1 protein-coding gene (only partly in view) is annotated in these 20,469 nt (G+C 65.6%); it reads left to right on the top strand.

Every position in this 20,469-nt window falls within one protein-coding gene, locus tag ACQPYR_RS34725, for a LacI family DNA-binding transcriptional regulator, read on the top strand. The gene is 118,200 nt long; 59,721 of those nucleotides lie to the left of the window and 38,010 to its right, leaving coding positions 59,722-80,190 in view (codon 19,908, complete, through codon 26,730, complete); the first codon wholly inside the window starts at position 1. The start codon and the stop codon both lie outside this window.

The following is a 20,469-nucleotide window of genomic DNA, read 5'->3' as shown; positions in this document are numbered from 1 at the left end:
TGGGTCGACGAGCAGGTTTTCGTGCAGCGCGACCCTGATGTGACGCCCGAGCAGCTGCAGCCGTTCGAGGGCCTGACCGTCGCCGAGGATCTGCACAGCGCAGACCGAGCGCAGAGCCTTCTCGCTGCCGAGCTCGCGATCCGAGCGCTGGCCCCACCGGCACTGGATCGCGCCGATTGGCAACAGCGCCGCCACGAGGTACTCGAACAGTGCGCCGACGTGATGAATTGGTACGGCTGGCACGACTCGCTCGATACCCGGGCCGCGCTTCCGCCGACGGAACCGGCGAACGGACTGCCCGCGAAGTCGATTCCGAAACCACCCGCGGTACTCGGGCTGGCGGCGACCGTCGTGGACATGGTGCTCATTCACACCCCCGGGGCGCGGGTGACGCTGCGGCCGCGTGTGGAGGGCAGCGCGGGTGGCCGGGAGATGCGGATAGATGTCGTCTTCACCGGGGCGGCATTGTCCGACGAGTCGATGATCGCGGCGTCGCGGGCGCTCGGGGAGCTACCCGACCGGTGGCGGTTCGAATCCGACAGTGACTCCGACACTTTCCGGATCGTGTTCATGGAGCGTCCGGGGACCGGCCTGGAGGAGGACCGCCGCAAGCGCGAGCAGCTGCTCGTCGGTGTGGGGACCGGTGCGCGGCGTGCCGACCTCTCGAAGGTGCGGGCCTGGCTGGTCGCGTTCCTGGAAAAGGACAGGTGGCCGCAGGATTCGATAGACAAGGCCGAGCTGGCGGTCTCCGAATGGGGCTCCAATGCGTTGGACCACACCCACGGGCCGGTGCTGGTACGCGCGACGATTATCGAGACCCCGGGCAATGCGACGGCTCCGAAGCGTGTGTTGGTGGAAGTTCTCGATGTCAGCGGCCACTTCCCGCCACCGATGCCGAGCGGCGGGAAATCGGCGGAGAAGAAACAGCTCGACGACATCCCCGACGATGCCTCGTCCGGTGAGCGGGCGGATCTGTTCCTGGCAAACTTCGAAGAAGGCGGCGACTTCGACCTGTCAGGTTTCGATCTGTCGGCAGCCGACGATCTCATGGCGGCCGAGGCCGAAGACTCGGCCGCCGACACCGAAGCGGAACGCGAGAAGCCGGTCGAAGACCCGAAGGTGGAGCGTAACCGCGGCCGCGCCATAGTCGCCGTGAGTATGGATCAGCTGGGCGGATACGCACTGGTCCGCGGCCGGAACCACCCGTACCGCAAGGCGATGTGGTTCAGCATCTTCGCGCCGGCCCAGGAGACGTCCCCGGTAGCCGATCCGTTCCGGCCGGTACCCACCGACATCTACGGAACCCGTGCGCTGCTGGCCGAGAACACCGATATCGACCCTGATACCCGGGCCTTGGTGGCAGCTGCCGTCGACACCGCGGTGGTGACATCGGCATTCGAGGTGGAGCGCGATCCCGCAACCGGCGCCGAGCGCGACGTCACCGCCGGTACGGCGCGCGGCTCCGGTCTCTACCGCTACGACCTGTACCCCGCCGGCGAAGTGCGCACCGAACAGCACCGGCCCGGGCACACCGCGAATGACCCGGACTCGTCGGGCACTGGACAGAACGAGTCCGCGTACACCGGGTACCGGCTGGATCTGCTGGATATGGCCGAGACCGGCACGGCCCGGATGAGCCTGCGGGTAGTGGGCGGCGAGCAGCCGACGCTGGAAGTATCGGCGCGGCTCGATGACCGCCACCCGAGGCGTATCACCGCACTGGAACAGGTGATTCGCCGTCTGACTCAGGACTGGGTGACACCACGCCAGGCAGCCGACGCCGCAATGGCCGCTCTCGGCCGTCAGCTCCGCGACGCGGTCGCCACGGGTGCCGCGTACGCGCACGCGTCGATATCGGGTGCGCCGGGCGAGCGAACCCTGACCGTCTGGAGCAGAACCGCGCAGGGACGCACCGGTGTGACGGTGGCCGAAGCCGGCGGAGTCGTTGCGGATGCGGATCTGGCAACGGCTCCGCCCCAGGTGAATCAGGAGAGTACCGAAAAGCCGGTCGGGACAACCAGTTTCGCAAGCGGATTCGCCGATCTTCTGGGCGCGCCGGTAACGGTGCGCGGCGCGAGGCGCATGGGCCCCCCGGCCGAACACGCCAAGGTATGCGGTCGCGAAGTAGAGCTGAAATTCCAGCAACTGCTGGGCGCCAACGGATCTCGGATCACTCCCGCACCCTTGACCGGCGAGCTGGTAATGGACGGCATGACCGACCGGTCCTTCGCCGCCGGTCTGGCCGCGGGCTGGCGGGAGCAGCCGTTCGGCCGGGGCGTAACCGGGTTGCAGAAGGCGCTGGACGCGGTGCGTAACGGCGAGGTGCGCCCCGGAGACCGGGCCGCCATCGCGGGCGTGGTCGATCACGGTGCCATCGGCGCGCACGCCTTCGCCATCATGCGCGTGAACCAGGCACTGGCCGCAGCGAACTCGCAACTGCGCGAAGGCGATGTGGTCGTGTTCGACAACGCCGATCCCGTTGCGGCCCGCAATGGTGGCTGGGTCGTCGGAGACACGGCGATCGCGGCCTGGATGCAACGCGTGACCGCCGGTAGCAACGCCGTGATCGGAGGTATCGAGTTCGACGAAAACCTCGACGCGGTAGTCGATTTCGCCGAGCGCCCGAGTATCGGCCTGGACGGAATGATCGGCGCGCCGCCGGAAGCGCTGCGGCTGGCGGAGGTGACCCGAAGGCAGCGAGCCGCCCGGCTGGCACTCGGCACTCTGCGGCGCGATTATCTCGACGCGGTGCGGTTGATCGACGCGGGCGAGCTGCCGGCGGACGAGGTGATCCGTCGACTGGAGGGCGTCGAGGGCAGTGTCCTCACACATGCTCGCCGGTCCCGCCTGATCGAACAGGTTCGGCGCTTCAGCCATGCGGACGAGGCTCGCCATCGGCTGGGGGTGGTGAGCAGCCGGCATACCACCGCATTGGTGGCACGGGTGGCCCGGGGCGCCGAGGCCCGGCAGTTGGCCGCGCAGTTGGGCGTCGAGGTGCCCGACACCGAGCGGCGCGGTCGGCGGATGACCGCCAGGGCGGACCGGCTGGAGCGCGACGGCGACATCGAGACGGCTCGGCAATTGCGACGACTGGTGGACGCGGCGGCCGCTCATCGAGAGGCGGATGCACAGGCGCGCAGGCTGGAGAAGGAAATGGCCGCCGGGCTGAAGGATCCCGGCGTCGTCCTCGACCCCGCCGCGGCGGACGCCGCCTCGCGTCGTCCCGGTGTCGCGGACGGCACGGCGGCTTTGCAGTCGCTCGCCGATATCTACGGCTACGACGCGGTGGATGTCGTCGAAGAATTGACGGTTTCCCGCCTGTCCGACGCGGAGTTGCAGACGCGCGCACGAGGCAGGCTGCTGCGGGTGCCCGGGCCGAAAACCTTGGCCGAGACGCTGACCGGGTTGGGATCGAAGGCATCGGCGCTGGTTGTCGAAGTACAACCCGACGGCTCCCGCGTCCGCTTCACGGTGACCAATCAGGACGGAATCCTCGTCAAGATCGCCCGGCACGTCGGTGACGTATCCGAGTTCGACGCCGAAAACGACTACCGCTCACCCAGTTACAGTGCGGTGTTCGACAACACCCGAATGTATGCCGTCGTCTACGACTCGATCGGCACCCCGGTCTACCCGAACGACGCCGCGAATCCCGGTGTCCCGCAGAGCGAGAGCCTGCCGGAGTCGCGGCGATACAACGACACGCTGGGGATGTATCTATTCTCGCTCGATCGCGGACAGCAGCTCGCCGACGCGCAAGCGGCGGCCGCGCGGATCGGTCTCGAGGTGGATCTGTCGGATCCGGCGGTCCGGGCGCAGACATTGCGCGTTATCGACCAAGCCGCGTCGGTGGATGCGGCCCATCCGCAACACCCATTGTGGGTGGCGCTGACAAATTACCGCCGTCTCAGCGAGGCGATGGACCGGTTGCACGAGTTGAACGTTCGACGGCTGCGAGCACTGCTCGACCGCCACCGGCTGCGTTCGGATCTCCGGCGCCGATCCACCGAACTCGGGTGGCACACAGCCGATATCATCGCGCGCCCGCCCGAGTTGTCGGAGCTCGCCGATGCCCTGGCCGAGGCCGAAGCGCTGGTGGCGCGGCTGGATCGGCGGATCTCCGGCGCGGTGGCGCAGCGCATCCAAGGGCTCGCGGTCGATCTGCCGAGTTTCTGTATGCCGGCCGCGGCCATGGTGGTCAAGGCGCTGACGAATAACCCGAAGATTCGCTTGCTGGAGCGAAACGGTGAGGGTACATCGAGCCTCGAGCTGGCCGTCGCTTTGGGCGCCGAGCTGGAGGATCTCGCCGACCACGCCGACATCGAGCCCATCCTGACCGATCTGGGCCCCGGCAGTCTGATGGTGGTCACCGACACCCTGGTCGGGAAAGACGGTCTGCCGGATGCGCACACCTACGTGGTCATCTTCGATAACGACAGCCCGGTGGTTATCGACTGGAATGGTGTTGTCGTCCATGACTTCCCGCCGCAACGTCAGTCGAAGGTGCTGTCCACCACCGCCATTGTTTTCGATGCCGCAGGGCAGGCTCGCGTTTCGATGCCCGAAGCGAAGCGGGCGCTGCTGCAGGCTTTCGTCCGGCGTATCGGTGAGCAGCGTGCGGTGCTGAAAGGCTTGCAGCAGCGGATCGGTGAGGAATTTGCCATCCTGATCGCAGGTACGGACTTCGACCACAGTCCCCCCGCGGTGAGCGTGGATCTGCTCGACCTGCTGCATGCGGTGCCCGGGATCGATCGACAACAGCTCGATCTGGTGGCGGATCTGGTCCACCGACACCTCGATGCCGGTCGGGAACTGGGCGAGTTGACTGCCCAGCTCGCGGACGCGTTCGTCGACTTCGATGCCGCACAGCCCCCGGCGCAGGATGGGACCCCGGTGTTCCGGCTGGGTGTGGATCGCCTCGAGGACCTCCGGCAGATAGAGCGGGTCGCCCTGTTGGGCGCTGTCGGGTCGCGCGTCCCCGACGAGGTCCGTCATGCGATGGCTGGTGATCTCGAATCACTGTTGGATGCGATTGCGCAGCTGCCGTCGGACCAGCAGATGTACTGCGACCTGGTGTACTTGCAGGGACTGTCCGACACGGAGGTCGTTGCGCGAACCGTGGGCATCGAACCCGACGCGGTGGACGCCCTCGGCAATACGGCGGGCCGGGCGGTGCGTGGCATCCTCGACGGCGCATCGGAGCATCGGGCGCGATCGAGCGCACCGGCTCCGGATACGGGCGGTCGACGTCCGACCGTGCCGGAGGCTGTGGAGTCCAGAGCAGTCCGGTACCGCCACCCGAGGATGGACTCCGCCGGGTCGAACGAGCACACCATCACGCACTTCAATCACATTCCGCCGGAGCAGCTCGCAGAGCTGTTCGAGCAGCTGCCGCAGCCATTCGGACCGGAGTCCCAGCGGTGGGCGCTGGCCAATGCGGCAAGCACCACGCTGTACGGGCCGTCGACGCAATCGAATATCGCGAAGAAAATCGAGAAATGGGGCCGAACCGGGGTTCCGGCACTGGTTTACGACCTGGAAGACAGCATTCCAGCCGAAAAAGTCCGCGAAGGCTTGGACAACCTCGTCGAAGAGTTCACGCTATACGCGCGCACCGGGAAAGGACCGCGGCCGCTGGTGTTCGTCCGGGTACGCACCCCGGAGCACATCATCGAATTGGTCGAGCGACTCGGCGAACACGCGAATCTGATCACCGGTTATGTGCTGCCGAAATTCACCACCCTGGACCCGATGTCACATCGATTCCTGGACACCATCGCAGAGTTGAACACCGCGCACAATCTGATCCAATATGCGGTGCCGATCATCGAGACCGGTGATTTCGCGGATCCGCGAACCCGGGTGGGCGCCAATGCCGCAATCAAGGAGTTGATGGACGAGTACCCCGGCCTGGTGCTGTGGCTCGAGGTCGGATCGGCCGACCTGTCCGCCGCTTTCGGCATCAACCGGGCGAAGAATCGCACCATCTACGACACCATGGCCGGTGATGCGGTCAGGGACATGGCGGCGATTCTCGGCGCGGTGGTGCGCCGTGAGGTCGACGGGGAAATTCATTTCGAACGCGAATATCTGCTCAGCGGTCCGGGCTGGGAATTTTTCGACAAGGCGCCTGAGCCTCAGATCGAGCAGACCGCGAAGGACTACGGCGCCATCGTTGCCGAACTGCATGAAGGGCTGATCAACGAGCACGACATCAGCATCGCCAATGGCATGCACACCACGGGCGCCATCCACCCCGACCAAGTCCGAGTGGCACTTGCCATGGCCGCGGTGTCCCACGAGGAATACCTGACCGCCGTGCAGCGGCTCGGCCGTCAGGTGGACGGTGGCGGTGGAGTGCACAGGGGGGAGGCTGCCGGCGGCAGCGGCCGCATCGCAGGCCCGCCGCATGGGGCGTGGGCATCGCTGATCATGGCCCGGGCCAAGGCATTCGGCGTCCTGAAGCCCGGTGTCGAATTCCATGACCTACTCGGCGAAAGCTTCTTCGCCGAACGTGCGGCCCGCCGTGCAGATGTGCAGCGGATTGTCAAAACCCAGTCCGATGCAACGGCACGACAGCAGCGCCGCGCCGCGGCTGCGGCCGCGCGTGTCCCCGCGCCGGCGGTCGAACCAGCCGTGGACGTTGTCGATACGGCCGATTACCAACGCCCGTATGTGCCGGCCGACCATCGCACGACCACCGGGCCGAAGATCTGTGGTCCGTTGGTGCAGGGAGTGATTCGTGCGGTGGTGGACGAGACCGTCACCGCGCGAATGAATCCGGCCTCGGTCGATGATGAAACCATTCGCGCGCATGGCATGTCGGATCTGGCGTTCGCCGCGGGTCTGGACGCTGACTTCCGCGATGAGCCGTTGGGGGTGGGACGCGCCGGTCTGGCTGCTGCGGTGGCGGAGGTCCGGTCCGGTAAGCACGCCATCGCGGGTGTGATGAACCTCGGCGGCACCGGTCATCATGCCTTTGCCGTGGTGCGGGTGACGCAGAAGTTGCTCGATGAGAATCCGGACCTGCGTGGTCTGGTCCAGAGCGGTCTGGTCGAGATCGGTGATGTCGTGGTGCACGACAACGGTTTCCCGGGTGCGGTCGAGGGCCGGTGGATCATCGGCGAGACCGCGATCGACGCATGGGTAGCAGCCGCCGGTATCGGTGTCGGTGATGTGGATGCCATCGTCTTCGACAGCCCTCGCGATCCGGAGATCCCGCTGCGCGGCCGCAAGCCCGTCGGGTTGAAAGAGCGTGCCGTGATCGGGGCTCGCGCGGACGACTCCCCGTTCCCCGACACCGCGGAACAGCGCAATCCGCAGGCGCGGGCGCTGGCGCTGACGTTGCGCAGCCGGATCGGTGGGATTGCGGAGCTGTTCACCCAGGAGCGGTTGCGGCGGGCGCTGTGGATCGTCGGTGAACAGTTGCGGCAGTTCGAGTTCCGGGATTGGAGCTTCATCCGCTCAATGGGCCGACCGGACCAGCTCGGGAAGTGGATCGCGGATCGCATCGAGCACGAATATCGCATCGGAACCGAGACCGATGTGATCGGAGCCCAGTTCTCTCGGGCCGACGATTCGCAGCGGGATCTGATGCGGATTCTCGGGCGCAAGGAGCCGCTACCAGGATCCCGGACCTATCCACGCATCGAGGACTTCCGCTTCGGTGATATCGAAGCCGAATTGCAGAAATTCGCGCAGTGCACGAAGTCCACCACCGAATTCGGATACATCCTGCAATTGATGCGGGAGTTCCTGGATCTGGATTTGACGGAGTGGCAGCCGACCGCCGGCGAGGACCGGGCCTCTGCCGGTGTTGCCCCGGCGGGGCCGCCGGCCGCCTCCCATCGTGTGGGTGTGGTCACCGAGCGCGACGTCGCGATCGTGGCCGGCGTGGATCCGAATACGGCTGCCGAAGTGCTACGGCATCAGCCGGGCCGCATCACACCGCAACGCCGCATGCGGATATGGCAGGTGGCCGGGCTGCTCGGATACCGTTCGGCGGCAGAGGTGGCCGACGGCGTGCGTCGCGTGGCACAACAGGCGGGGGATGCTCCGGAAGACACCGGCACCGTGCCGACAGTGGACGACCCGACCTACGCCGCCTTGTCGCAGGCCGCCCAACATGCCGTCGGATTGGCCGAAATATCCGATGGTGCACTGATTTTCGACACCTCCGCCGATGCCGTCGGCTATGCCGACGACCAATACGGCGCGACCTTCGCAACGCTGGACGAGGAACGCATCCGTCTGCTCACCTCGGCCTGGGACGGCGGCAATACCGACGCCTGGAACGGATTCTCCGCGCCCAACTCGGTATTGGAATCCGGGGTGCCGCGACAAATGTCGCGCACGGAGGCATCGCCGTTGATCGCCACGGTCGACGACCTGGTCGCGGAGCAGCCGCTCACGCAGGACCTGGTCCTGGTCGTGGAACTGCGCGCGGGCAACGATCTCGATCCGGCGCATCCGTGGATGATGCGCAGTGCGCACCTGTGGGAGGTCGGCTTCACCACCGGCGAGATAGCGGCCGCCGATAAGGAATTGGCCGACCGCAACCTGCTGTTCCTGCGGGTACCCGCGGGCACGGGCGTGCTCTGGCATCCGGAACGCAAAAAGTTTGTGCTGCAACGCAGTGTGCACATCACCCTGGAGCGGTTGCGCTTCGACGGCGAACGATTCACCGCCTACGGCGTCGCTGCTCCGCTGGCAGTCGAACCGTTCGTGGACACGATGCCCGACGACGACCCGCGACCCTCGCCATACGACGTATTCGAGGCCAAACCCCCGACCCATCCGCTGACCCGGCATCTGATGGATGCCGCAGACAGCAACTGCGCCACTCTGATGCAGCAGGCCGCGCGCATTCGGCTGGGCGCCCACGGGGCGAAGATCCGGCCGGTCGTGGTCGAAGCGGGTATGGACGGTCAGACCGACGAGGAGTTCGCGACCTCCCTGCGCGGCGGTTGGTACCGGACTCCGGACGACAGCGTGGGTCCCTACGGACACGGTGCCGTAGGCCTGCGAATGGCAGTGACCGCGGTGAAGTTCGACCATCGGAGCATGGTCGCGGCGGTGGTCGAAGTCCTGCAGCCGGTCCTCGATCGTGGCGTGGTGCGGACCGAGCAGATCGGCCATCACGCCATCGCATTCACCAAGGTCGACGAGGCTTTGGCCGACGCCTATCCGGTCCTGCACGACCGGGTGGGCGAGATCGCGGTTCTGGATTCCGGCGATCCGGAGGCGGTGGACGGCTGGATCGTCGGCGAAACCGCCGTATCCGACTGGCTCGAGCGCCAAGCCGACGGTGTGGGCCGGGTCGATGTCATCGAATTCGACAGCGAGGGCGAGCCGGTCGAACACTGGAGTCGCCGCGCTGCCCGGCTGTTCCCGGCCGGTGAGGAGCATTGGATCGCGGGGCGAGCGGATCTGAGCGCCGCCGCGGATCCGGTCCGCCCGCATGAGCTGATGCCGGCCCCGCCTGCGCGCGCCCCCGACCCGATCACCGATTATCGACGTCCGAAATCACCTGGCGCGGCGGCTGCCGCACGCGAGACCGAGGTGGCAGCGGAGCTGTATCGACGGTATGGCGAGCAGCTCACAGATCGGCTGTCGGCCCAGACTCGCGGCAACCGTGAAGTCGTGGCAACCGTTGCGCGCGAAACGTTCGAGCAAGCGGCCCGGGAATATCTGACGCGCCGGCAGCTCACCTCGAAGCGGATTCTCGCCATCGCGTCGGAACGGCTCGCATTCGATCACTTCCGACGCGAGTACCCGCACTTTCAACGCCGGATATCCGAATTCCTGAGGTACTCCCCGTCGGCCGGGCGGCTGGCGCAGGTGGAAGCGGACCGGATGTGGGACGCGCTGACCGGACTACACAGCCAGGGCGAACGCACGGTCGTACTGCGCCGGTTCCGCGACGGGGAAGTTCTCACCGCGCTGGCCGAGACCACCGGTTTCGACGGGCCCGTATTGGTCGACATGCTTCGTTCTGCCATCGCGGAACTGGCCGGAGCGCTCGACATCGAGGCGGCGCCGGTGCAGGCACCCGTTGAGCGGGAGCCACGTCCTTCGAGCGGTCCGTCGATCGCCGCGATCGCACAGGAAACGGGCCTTTCCGAGAGCGCGGTGCATAAGGCTCTGAGGAAGCAGCAGGGGCCCGCGGAGACCAAGCGCGTTGTGCGGCAAGCCTATGCGGATCTGGGTGGCACGCTCGCTGATCTCGACGACAACGCATCCCGCCCACTCTTGGACCGCGCGGGCCGACCGTCGGCTTTCGCGATCGCGCGTGAGACGGGGCTGTCCGAGAGCACTGTGTACAAGGTTCTCAACCAAGGGCGCGGTTCCGCACAGACCAGGCGCGTCGTGCTGCAGGCATTCCAGGATCTGCAGGCCAGGGCGGCCGCCATCGCCGAGCAGGCATCACACACCGACACCGAGCAGACTTCGCGTCCGGCGGTTCGACCGTCGATCCCCGCGATCGCGCGTGCGACCGGATTGTCCGAGAGCACGGTGTACCGGATTCTCGGGCAGCGCAAGGGCTCCATGGAGAACAGACGGGTTGTGCTGCAGGCGTATTCGGATCTGGGCGGTGCCCTCGCCGATATCGCCGACCTTGTCGATGCGGCGCCGGCGGACAAAGTCCGGCCCGTGACGCTTCACGATGTGGCAAGGGCGGCCGGAGTTGTCCCCAGCACGGTCAGCAGGGTGATCAACGGTCTGCCGGTGTCCGAGGAAACGCGGCAGAAGGTGACCGAAGCGATCGCCGAAACCGGTTACCAGCCTCGCAAACGGGGGCCGGTACGTCCGGGCGTGCGAATGCGGGTCGGGCTGGCCGAGGTGGCGGACGCGGCCGGAACCGGCCTGGCACAAGCACACCGAGCCCACCACGGACGTCCGGTGGCCGCGAATACCGCGCGGCGGCTGGCAACAGAAGGGGAGCGGCTCGGGTTCGACGTCGGCACCCCTCGCCGCCGGGTCACCATCGCTGATGTCGCCGAGCGTGCGGGAACGAGCTCGACGACTGTCGAACGGGTGCTGGCGAACCAGTCTGTCGACCTGTGGACCCGGGAGCGGGTGCTGCAGGCCATCGGTGACCTCGGCTACCAGGTGTCCGGCGGGTACGGCCGTGGCCGGGCGACCGCCGCCGACGGCAGCGTCGTGTCCTGGGAATGGGATCGGATCGGCGCCCATCAGCGCCAGGGCGAACGGATTTGCGGTGCGCTCGTACAAGCGGAGATCAAGGATTTCTTCGGCCCCTTGGGGGATCGCATCAAACCCGCGAGGGTAACCAAAAACCTTGCAGCGCAGGGGATGACCGGTTCTACCTTTGCCCGCGGACTCGGTGCGAACTGGGAGGATTCGCCGGCCGGTTACGGCCTGAACGGCTTGAAAGCCGTGGTGGAACACGTGTGGTCGCATGGCGGTGCCATCGCCGGCACGATGGACTTCGCAGACAAGGGCGCGCACGCGTTCGCGGTATTCAAGGTCACCGCGGAATACGCGGCCCGCAACGCACATCTGCACCTGAAGCCCGGCGAAGTCATCGTTTTCGACAATGCCGTGGGCGGCATCGTGCGCGGCGCCGACGTGGACACCTGGATCGCCGAGGCCGCGGCTGCCGGTGCGACCGAGATCAACTGGATCATCTTCGGAGAGGGCGGTCGGCCGAAGGATGGACTCGGCCCTGACCGTCGGCCGAAGCCGGGCCGTGGTCCCGAGGGACCGATCGGCTCCCGCCCTCCTGTCGAAGCGCCAGTATCCGACGGCGACCGCCGTGGTGGGTGGACCGATTTTCCCGAATTGGACGCTGCGGACTACGAGCGCCGGTATGGGACAAAGGATTACGGAGTTACTGCAGAAATTGAAGACGGTGTTCTCCGTCTCACCATAGAAGCTGGTCCCGGTACGCCATCAGGACGGGAGATGTTCCGGCATCTCATGGATTCTCTTCCCCGTCCGGTGCGGGAAATCCATGGGCACTGGAACTTCTACAACGTAGCCGGTGAGTTGATTCGTCCCCAGGACCTGACTCCCGACAATGTACGTGGCTGGCTGGGGTCGAACCTCGAAACCTTCAACAAGCTCCTGAAGGCGGGATTGTCCCCTGAGGATGCGGCGCGACGCACTTTCACGGGCATAGTGGCAGGTGAATACGGTTACACCCGAGTTCGCATCCTCTCCCTCAAGGGCGACGACGGTGCGGGTTCGATCGAAGGTGATCAGTTCTACGGTGAATTCACCGAAGTCGATGTGCGATTCAGCAAACCGGAGGAACCACAGCAGCCCGATGCCGGTGAGCGCGGCACCTCCGATGCGGATGGCCCCACAGAGGGACCAGCTCGGCCGGAGGAGCAGGCGCGGTTCGGCCGGTTCCGGGCGAGCCTGCTCGCCGAGATGCGTTCGGCCCGGCCCGATGTGCTCGACGATGATCCGAGATATCGGGCACTGCGTGATGCAGACAGCAATCGGGTGTGGTCCGCCGTTGCGGGTCTGACCGAACAGCAGCAAGAGTTTGTCCGGGGATGGCTCTGGGAACGGACATCGTTGCGTGAACTGGCGCAGCGGCTGGGGCTGCGACGCGGCGGACCCGAATTCCTTCGGCTGCAACGCGAAACCATCGCCGAGCTGGTGAACGCGATTGTCGCAGACGCGGGCGCAGAACCGTGGACTGCGTTGGAACCGTGGACCGGGTTGCAGGAATTGCCGGAGGGGTCCGAGGCCGCGTCGCTGGCGGCGATGCTCGGCGACGATTCGAACGGCGCAAACGAGGAATTAGAGAACATCGACGACCCGCGCGTGATCGAGACCGTGCTGAGCACGACGCTGGGCCTCGACGTTGTCGGATTCGGGCTGCGGGCAATCACGCACAGGGCGGCTCGCGAGTTCGCACAGGCGATCGTCGATATGTGCTGGGCGCACAGCGAGATCGAAGTGCGCGGCGGGTTCGCAATCGGAGCGCAGCAGCAGGAGGTCCGCGTAGTGGCGGGGTACGTGCTACCCGAGACCACCGGGCCGGCATTTACCGGATCGGTCTACACGCAGTCGGTGGGACTGAGCGAGCGGCTTGCAACGGATCCGGCCCTGGCCGAGGGGGTGGTGTACGACAAGACGGTTCGTGCCCTCGCCGAGTGCCTCGATATCGCCGGTCAATGGCGTGCCGCGCCACTGGCGTTGGAGCGGCTGCGGCGTTTTTATGACGAGAGCGGTCAAGGACAGCGGCTGAGGTTCGGCGATTGGCTGCGTGAAAACTTCGACGAGGATTGTTTCAATCCGAAGGTCACGGATTCGGAGCAGGCCTTCGGGCCGAGTTGGGCACTGTCGTCGTCGTTCGCCGCAGTCGAGGTCGGCGGATTCACGGATGGCCAGCGGGTGTTGTATCTGTTGCTGGTTGAACAGGCCAGAATATGGCACCGCCGCGACGCATACAGCCCGCGTATTCCAATCGAGGAAGCGACGGCGTCCGCTGAGGCCGCCCGAGCGGTCGGTGCGGCGCTCTTGGAAGAATTCGGCATCCTGACTGTCGGTCTGGACGCTTTCGGGAGCGATCCGCGCGCGATCCAGCAGGTGGACGCCGCGTTCCGTGATGTCTATCGATTGCACCGTGAGATCGACCCGAGTGTGATTCGGGTGGACGGTCGTCCGAAGGGGACATTTGCCACTACCATGGGGCCCCGATCGATCACGCTCGGCGCGCACTGGATGCGGAATCCCCGAAATGTCGAACGCGGCTTTCAGGCCGATATGGAGGCGAACTTTCACCGCGGCTCGGCCGATCGCGCCTGGTATTGGGTCTTCATGCACGAATTGATGCACACCTTCCACTTCCAGGGCTGGAACATACAAACCTTCTTTTTGCTGCGACTGGACCAAGAAGCGGCCATAGATGAGCTACGGAAGGAATTCAGAAGACAACCACTTGCGGTTCGCGCCTTAGGATTCGACAAATGGTTGGGCGATCAGTTCACCGGGTACAGTTTCGCTCAGGACAAAGAGCTCGCTCGCTCGGAAGCACTGCAAAAAGGATTGCTCGAGGCATACGCTGAAGCCGGTGCTGCCGTCATTCCGGAAATCTTGGCGGCGATGCGACGAGGATCGCTGGACGAAAATGCCGATATCGTCGCGATCCTGGAAAACTTGCCCGAGGAACGTACCACCCCTGGAGAGCGGGTGTTGTATCGCCGTCTGGTTCGGCAAGTGCGGTCCGCTGTCGCACGGCGACGTGCTCAGGTGTGGAGGACGATTCTCGCGGACGCGGCCACAGCCCGGGGCGGGGAGTCGCTGGGCCCGCAAGCGCGGCTCTTCATGGGCGCGGTCCCATATATAGAGGTCTTTACGGGGACCGGCGAAGACGGTCGCGCCATGGACCCCCGGTTGCGGGCAGCGCTGGAGCGACAGGGTATTCCGGTTATCGAAATCCAGGTCGATGAAACGGGCACAGCGTTCCCCGAGGAATCTCTCGACTCGTTCATCGACCGGCTCCGCAACCGGGGTGGGTCCGTACAGCAGCATGCGGCCGCTGCCAATGCGCCGTGGCGGGTTGTTCTGCAGGTACTTGCCGACCACGTAGGTGCGGCCGGACAATTGGACGATCTTCGAGCGCTCTTCGAGCTGACCAGGCGCATCGATGAGCTGGATCAACAGATCGCTCGTCCCTACATCTCGTCGGCCGCTCGCGCCGAATCGGTAGCGCAACGCGGCGACCCTCGCGACGAGTGGTGTCGATTGGCCGCCGGTTTCGGGATCCGGTCGCGATTTTTGGGCTCGAACAATTCGGACCCGCTGCCACATCGGTTGCCGGGGCATGTCGTGTCGCTCGTCAATCGAGTGACGGATTTCGATTCCCGCATCGCTCGAATAAGTGACCTCATGGCGTGCCGCCGTGCATGGCCGCAAATATTCGAGGCGGCCAACGCGCAGGCTGTGACGCCATTTGTCGGCTTCAGTGAGAAGAAACTCCGAGAGGACGGGAAGCTCCAAAAAACCGTGGTGACGGTGCTGGGTCCGCGCGTCCACAATCCCGATGCGCATTTCGATTACTCCGCCGCGCTCGAATCCGCGCTGGTCGACCCGGAGTTTGCCACCGCGCTGGAGCGGGCCGAGAATATCGAACTCCGATACATCTCTGTAGTCGACGAAAGTGAATTCGGGTACCCATGGCCCGATCCGGAGTCGTTGATATCGCCGGTCGACACCGACGGGTCGAAATGGAACGACGTCGGCGTGAAATTGCGGCTGTTCGACATTGCTCAACTGGAAATGCGTCGCGGTGAAGACGGCGAGTTCGAGCAACGTCGGTTGAGCAGCGATCAGCGTTGGCTCACGCTTTTTCCGTTCCGTGCAAACGCATCCTCGAAGGCGAAAACTGATCCCGAGAGCAATCGGGCTGAGCTGGAGGGCCTCGGGCAGGACCGGGACGAGCTGGTGCGCCGTCGCCGTGAGGTGGAGGACGAATGGAACCAGCTGGCACGGCGACTCGGAGTCGAGCCGGAGGATCTGGCGCCGGACAACCTGGGCAAGCTTGGCCGGCAAGCGCTGGACCGCTGGGAGGCGCTGGAAATACTGCATGCCGTCCTCGAGCGCGCCGACCAGTGGGACAGAGAATGGGGGACGCGTCTCGGTGAGCGGCAGCTGTCGCTGGAGCAGGTCCCCAATGCGCGTGACATAGGTGGACTGCCAACTGGCGATGGCAGGCGTACACGCTTCGGGGTGCTTTTCCGGTCCAGCACCCCGCAATACGCCACCGAGTCCGATGTGCGCAAATTGCGCAATCTCGGAGTCGACGTGGTGCTCGACCTGCGAACGCCCGAACAATCATTGGAGGGAGGTCATGGGTTACTGCCCGGGGCTGGGATCCAGTGTGTCAATCTGCCTATCAGCACCGACGGTAAATTACCCCGCGGAAAAAATAACTTCACAAAACTCTACCTGCAGACTTTGACATCGACAGTCAGTGCGCAGGCAATTGTTCTGGCGGTGCGACACCTTATTGATCCCGAGCGGCGTGCGGTCCTGATTCACTGCATCCATGGAAGGGATCGCACCGGAATTCTCACCGCGTTGCTGCTCGCTGCCGTCGGTGTTCGGACCGAGGCAATCGTCCACGATTACGCCCTCACGAACGCGAACCTCCACCGTCTGAGAGGACTGCCGGGTAGTCGGGCGCGAGCCACCGAACCTGTCGCTATCCGCAAGGTCCTCGAGTTCCTCGACCACCAAGGGGGTGCCCCTGCCTTCTTGCGAAGCCTCGGCGTGACCGAGGCCGAACTGGCTCTCCTGCGCAATGTCCTGATCGAACCGACACCAACGAGCGGGCAAATCGGCGACGCAGTGGCCATACCCGCGCTGAATACCTCGGTTGCCGTGGCTGATTCAGGGTCGCAATCGAATTCGATCCCGGGCGGCTCCGGCCACCGGCCGACGCCGGACCGTGGTCCCGAGGGACTGATTGGAGCTCGCTCACCTGTCGAAAGGCCGGTACCCGACGGCGACACGGCGCCCGACGACGGTGCGATCTCCATCCTGGTCGATGAACTGACACAACGGCTGGGGTTGCAGCGCGGTGTGCTCACCCAGGGCATGTTGCGGCACGCGGTGGAGATCATCCAGATGCAACTGCGGCTGATGCCGGCTGGGCAGTGGCAGCACATGGTGCAGAACCGGGACGTCGATGATGTCGCGGCGCAGGTTGCGGCGTGGCTGGGCGAGCAGGTGCGAGCCGACGCGAGGATCGCAGAGCGCACGATGACGATAGTCAAGGCTGCGGGGCGCTCGCATGCCGCACGCGAAAGGCTGAGGTCGTCGTTCCAGGCACAGGGAGCGGCCGACACCGAGCGCCTGGACCGCCTGTTGTGCCGGATTCTGGCTGTGCCGGAGTTGGACCGCGGATTTGTGCTCGGAGATCCCGAACAGCCGTTGGCCGCGCTGCGGCGGATGGCCGAGGATCTGGGTTCGCCCGAGCTGGTCGAGCTGGTTGAGCTCGTCGACCGTTATCTCGCGGCCCGTTGGCATGGATCGGCCACGGCCACAGCGGATTCCGTGGTAGCTGCCGATTCCGACGGACAGGTGCCACGGCGTCTGTCGAATGCCCAGGTACGGGATGTCGCGCGGCGAGCCGAGGTAGGCACCAACTTGGTCCGCCGCTTCCTGCGAGGCCTCGAGCCAGCCGATCCGGCCAGGCTGACGCGCATCCGGGAGGCGATGGAGCATTTCGGGCATACTTCGCTGTCGAATGTCACCGATATTCCGGAATCGCCGGTATCGATGCCGCCGCAGATCGGCGGAAGCGATGGTGTGCACCGTGGTGTCGGTGCAGCCGATCCGGCGGCGATCGCCGCGAGCGGCATCGAAGTCGCCAGCGAGACAGCCACATTCGAACTCCCGGATGTGCTGCGGAGTGGGCCGTTCAACTGTGCGCCGGCGATGGTCGGCTTCGTCAACGACTTCCAGGACGAGATCGGCGCGCCGCGCGGACCGGGGTTGGCCGATTCGCCGGAAATCGATCAGCACGGTGTCTATGAGGAGGCGATCGCACGCGGGATCGGCCTCGAGTGGGAAGAGAACGGGTTCGGGCTCGGGACCGAAGGACTGCTCGCGGTACTGCGGTTGGTCGACGATCCGGCGGCCCGCAAGGATCCGAGTAAGCGCCGGGCAGTGGCCGGTGTCATGGAATTCGGTGATGCGGGTGGACACGCGTTCGCCGTGAAGATGCGTGCCGACGGCCGGATCGAGGTCTTCGAGATGGTCGGCGGGAAAGCGCGGCGCTGGGTCGGCGATGCCGAAGTCCGGGCGTGGCTCGCCCGATGGTCCGGAAAGGTCGGCCGAGTACTCGGGATTGTCGTCGAAAAGACGCCGGGCTCGGGCAAGCTGTTCGTCGAAGGTCGCGATCGTGCCGAAATCATCGCTCGCGCGGCGCCGAGGGGACGTATCCGCGGCTTGGCGGTCGGGATGCGCACCGAATCTGCCGGGGCGATCCTCGGTTCGACCGAGACTTGGAGCCGATCGCGGCGTGCATCGGCAAAGCTGTTGGACCGGGCCGGTTTCCGGGTCGAGCGCGGCCGGGACCTGCGCCTCGACGGCCGGGAGTTCGCACACGCCGTGCCGCCGGTATCCGGTGTCCGGACGCTGCGCTCATGGCTCGAGCATCTGGTCACAGGTCGGCAAGCCGATCGGATCGTGGTCGACCTCGTCGATGCCGGTGCCGGTGTTCAGGAGCTGGCGCGGGAGTTGAACCACCGGCCGATCGCGGGGCTGCGCGAGCTGGTGGTGATCGACCGCTACGGCACTGTCGTGCAGCTGGATCGACTCGATGTATCGGATGCATCGGACGGAAATGGATCCGCTCCGGATGCGCACGAGCGCAACGACTCCGAACACATCGACAGTGCTGATCAGGGCAACGCCGAGTCGGGTGGGCGCGGCCGCGGCGACGACGGTGGCGACGGACCACCCTTGCCGCCGGAGTTCGGCGACGAGCCGGCCGGCCCGCAGCTGCCGGCCGCCCTGGCTGCCATCCGATCCGCGGACGAACTGCGCCTGCAGCGGGTACTTGCCGAACTGGTGATCGAACACGGTTATCGCACGCAGGATCTGACCCCGGAAAAATTGCAGACGAAGCTGTCCGACTTCTATCGGGAAATGGAGGAACAGAGTAGTCAGCCCGCCGGAACGGTGACCGATGACGCCGGGGTGCAGCGGGCTCTCACCCTGCTGCCGGAACACCTTCCGCCGGGAGTGCGGGAAAAGCTCGAGCAGGCGTTGCGTGATCGGTACGGGCGGATCGCACAAGTCGATGGTCTGCATGCTCGGATCACGATGATCGACCGGTTGGACGCGCTGCTGCTCGAGACATATTCCGACAGTGAGCGTGGCGAGCAGTTCCGATCGCTGGCAGCCCAGGCCGCCGAGCTCGGCGGTTTCGCCGCCGAATTGAGCGAGGCCCGCAACCTGCCGCTGTTGCCGCAGCAGGTGCTCGGTGTTCCCGACTGTGGTTGGGAGCCTGGGCAATTGCATCCGGATGCGGCGGTCGAGCAGGTTGTGGGTGACCGGTTCGCGATGGCGGGTATGCAGCTCGCGGATGCGCTGCCTGGTGTGGATCTGGATGCTCCGGTGGTTGCGCAGGTCGCGGTGTTGCTCGGTGACGATCTGCTGCGTGTGCTCGAATTGGAGCCGCTGGCGGTGGAATTCGAGCGGCTGCGCGAGGTGAAGAACGCGATCGATGCGATCGACGCACAAGCCGACCGGCTGCGTGATGCTGCCCGCCGGTTGGACGATTCCCTGGCGAGCATGGTGCCGGAATCGCATGGCTTGCCGGCCGTACGGTTCGGGTTGGGTGTGGAGCTCATCGCATTGCGGCTGCGAACGACAGCTGAACTGGACGACGAGCGCGAGTATCTCGTTGGTGATGGTGCCCGATTCGGAGTACACCCGGGCGAATTCGACAATGAGCAGTTGGAGCAGTTGCGGGATCGCCGCGCTGCGCTGGCGAAACTCGTCGCTGGGTTGCTCAACGGTGTCACCGCGCAGGATTTGACGCCAGCCCGGGTCGACGAAATGGCGAAGCAGCTGGGGCCGGAGCTGGGCAGCTCCCCGGTGTTCGACGCTATTCGAGATTTGGTCGAACTCGATGTGATATTGCGCGACGCTACCGAATTCGTCGATGAGAACAAAGCCGCCGGGTTCCGCGCCGAGGTGTTCGACAAGCTGGAGAATGCGCTCGAGGAAGCGCACGCGGAGCAACGAAATTCGGCGCATCGGCTGGCCGCCCTGGGTCGTTCACAGTCCGCTGAGACAGCTGGGGAGATGGCGGCCGCGGTCATCCGGTTGCGGCAGGCGGAAGAGAGGTTGGCGCGGTTACACGCTGAGCGCAAGAAGCTCGGTGACCTCGCGAGTGCGCTGCTCGAGACCGGGAAATATCTGGATATCGGGATCGAAGGTGTTTTGATTCAGAGCGATCTCGCCGACGACGATGATATCGAGGCACGTAGACGACTGGATGCGGATCCCGGGCTGGCCCGTCTCAACAACGTGCGTGCCGAGCTGAATAGACGACTGGATGCGGCCTTGGCACGAACCGTCGCGGTGGCGACTGCCCCGCGACAGCTGCCGGACGCGGAGCCGTCGCGCCAGGCCGGTCTCGAACCTCGCGTTGAGGGCCCGCCGGTTTTTGGTGAGACGGCTGTGTTCGAGGTCCCGGATGTGTTGCGGGATGGGCCGTTCAATTGCGCGCCGGCGATGGTCGGATTCATCAATGATTTCCAGGACGAGATCGGTGTGGCCCGTGGGCCGGGCCTGGCTGATTCCCCCGAGATCGACGCGCAAGGGGTATTGGAGGAAGCGATCGCGCGTGGGGTCGGACGGGAGTGGAAAGACAACGGTTTCGGTGCCGGTCTCGGCGGGCTGCTCGAGGTGTTGCGGGTTGTTTATGATCCGGCGGCCCGCAAGGATCCGAGTAAGCGTCGGGCAGTG

Origin of the sequence: Nocardia sp. CA-120079, from assembly GCF_050955745.1 — a bacterium.
Lineage (GTDB): Bacteria > Actinomycetota > Actinomycetes > Mycobacteriales > Mycobacteriaceae > Nocardia.
This window is presented reverse-complemented; position numbering and strand designations above follow the sequence as displayed.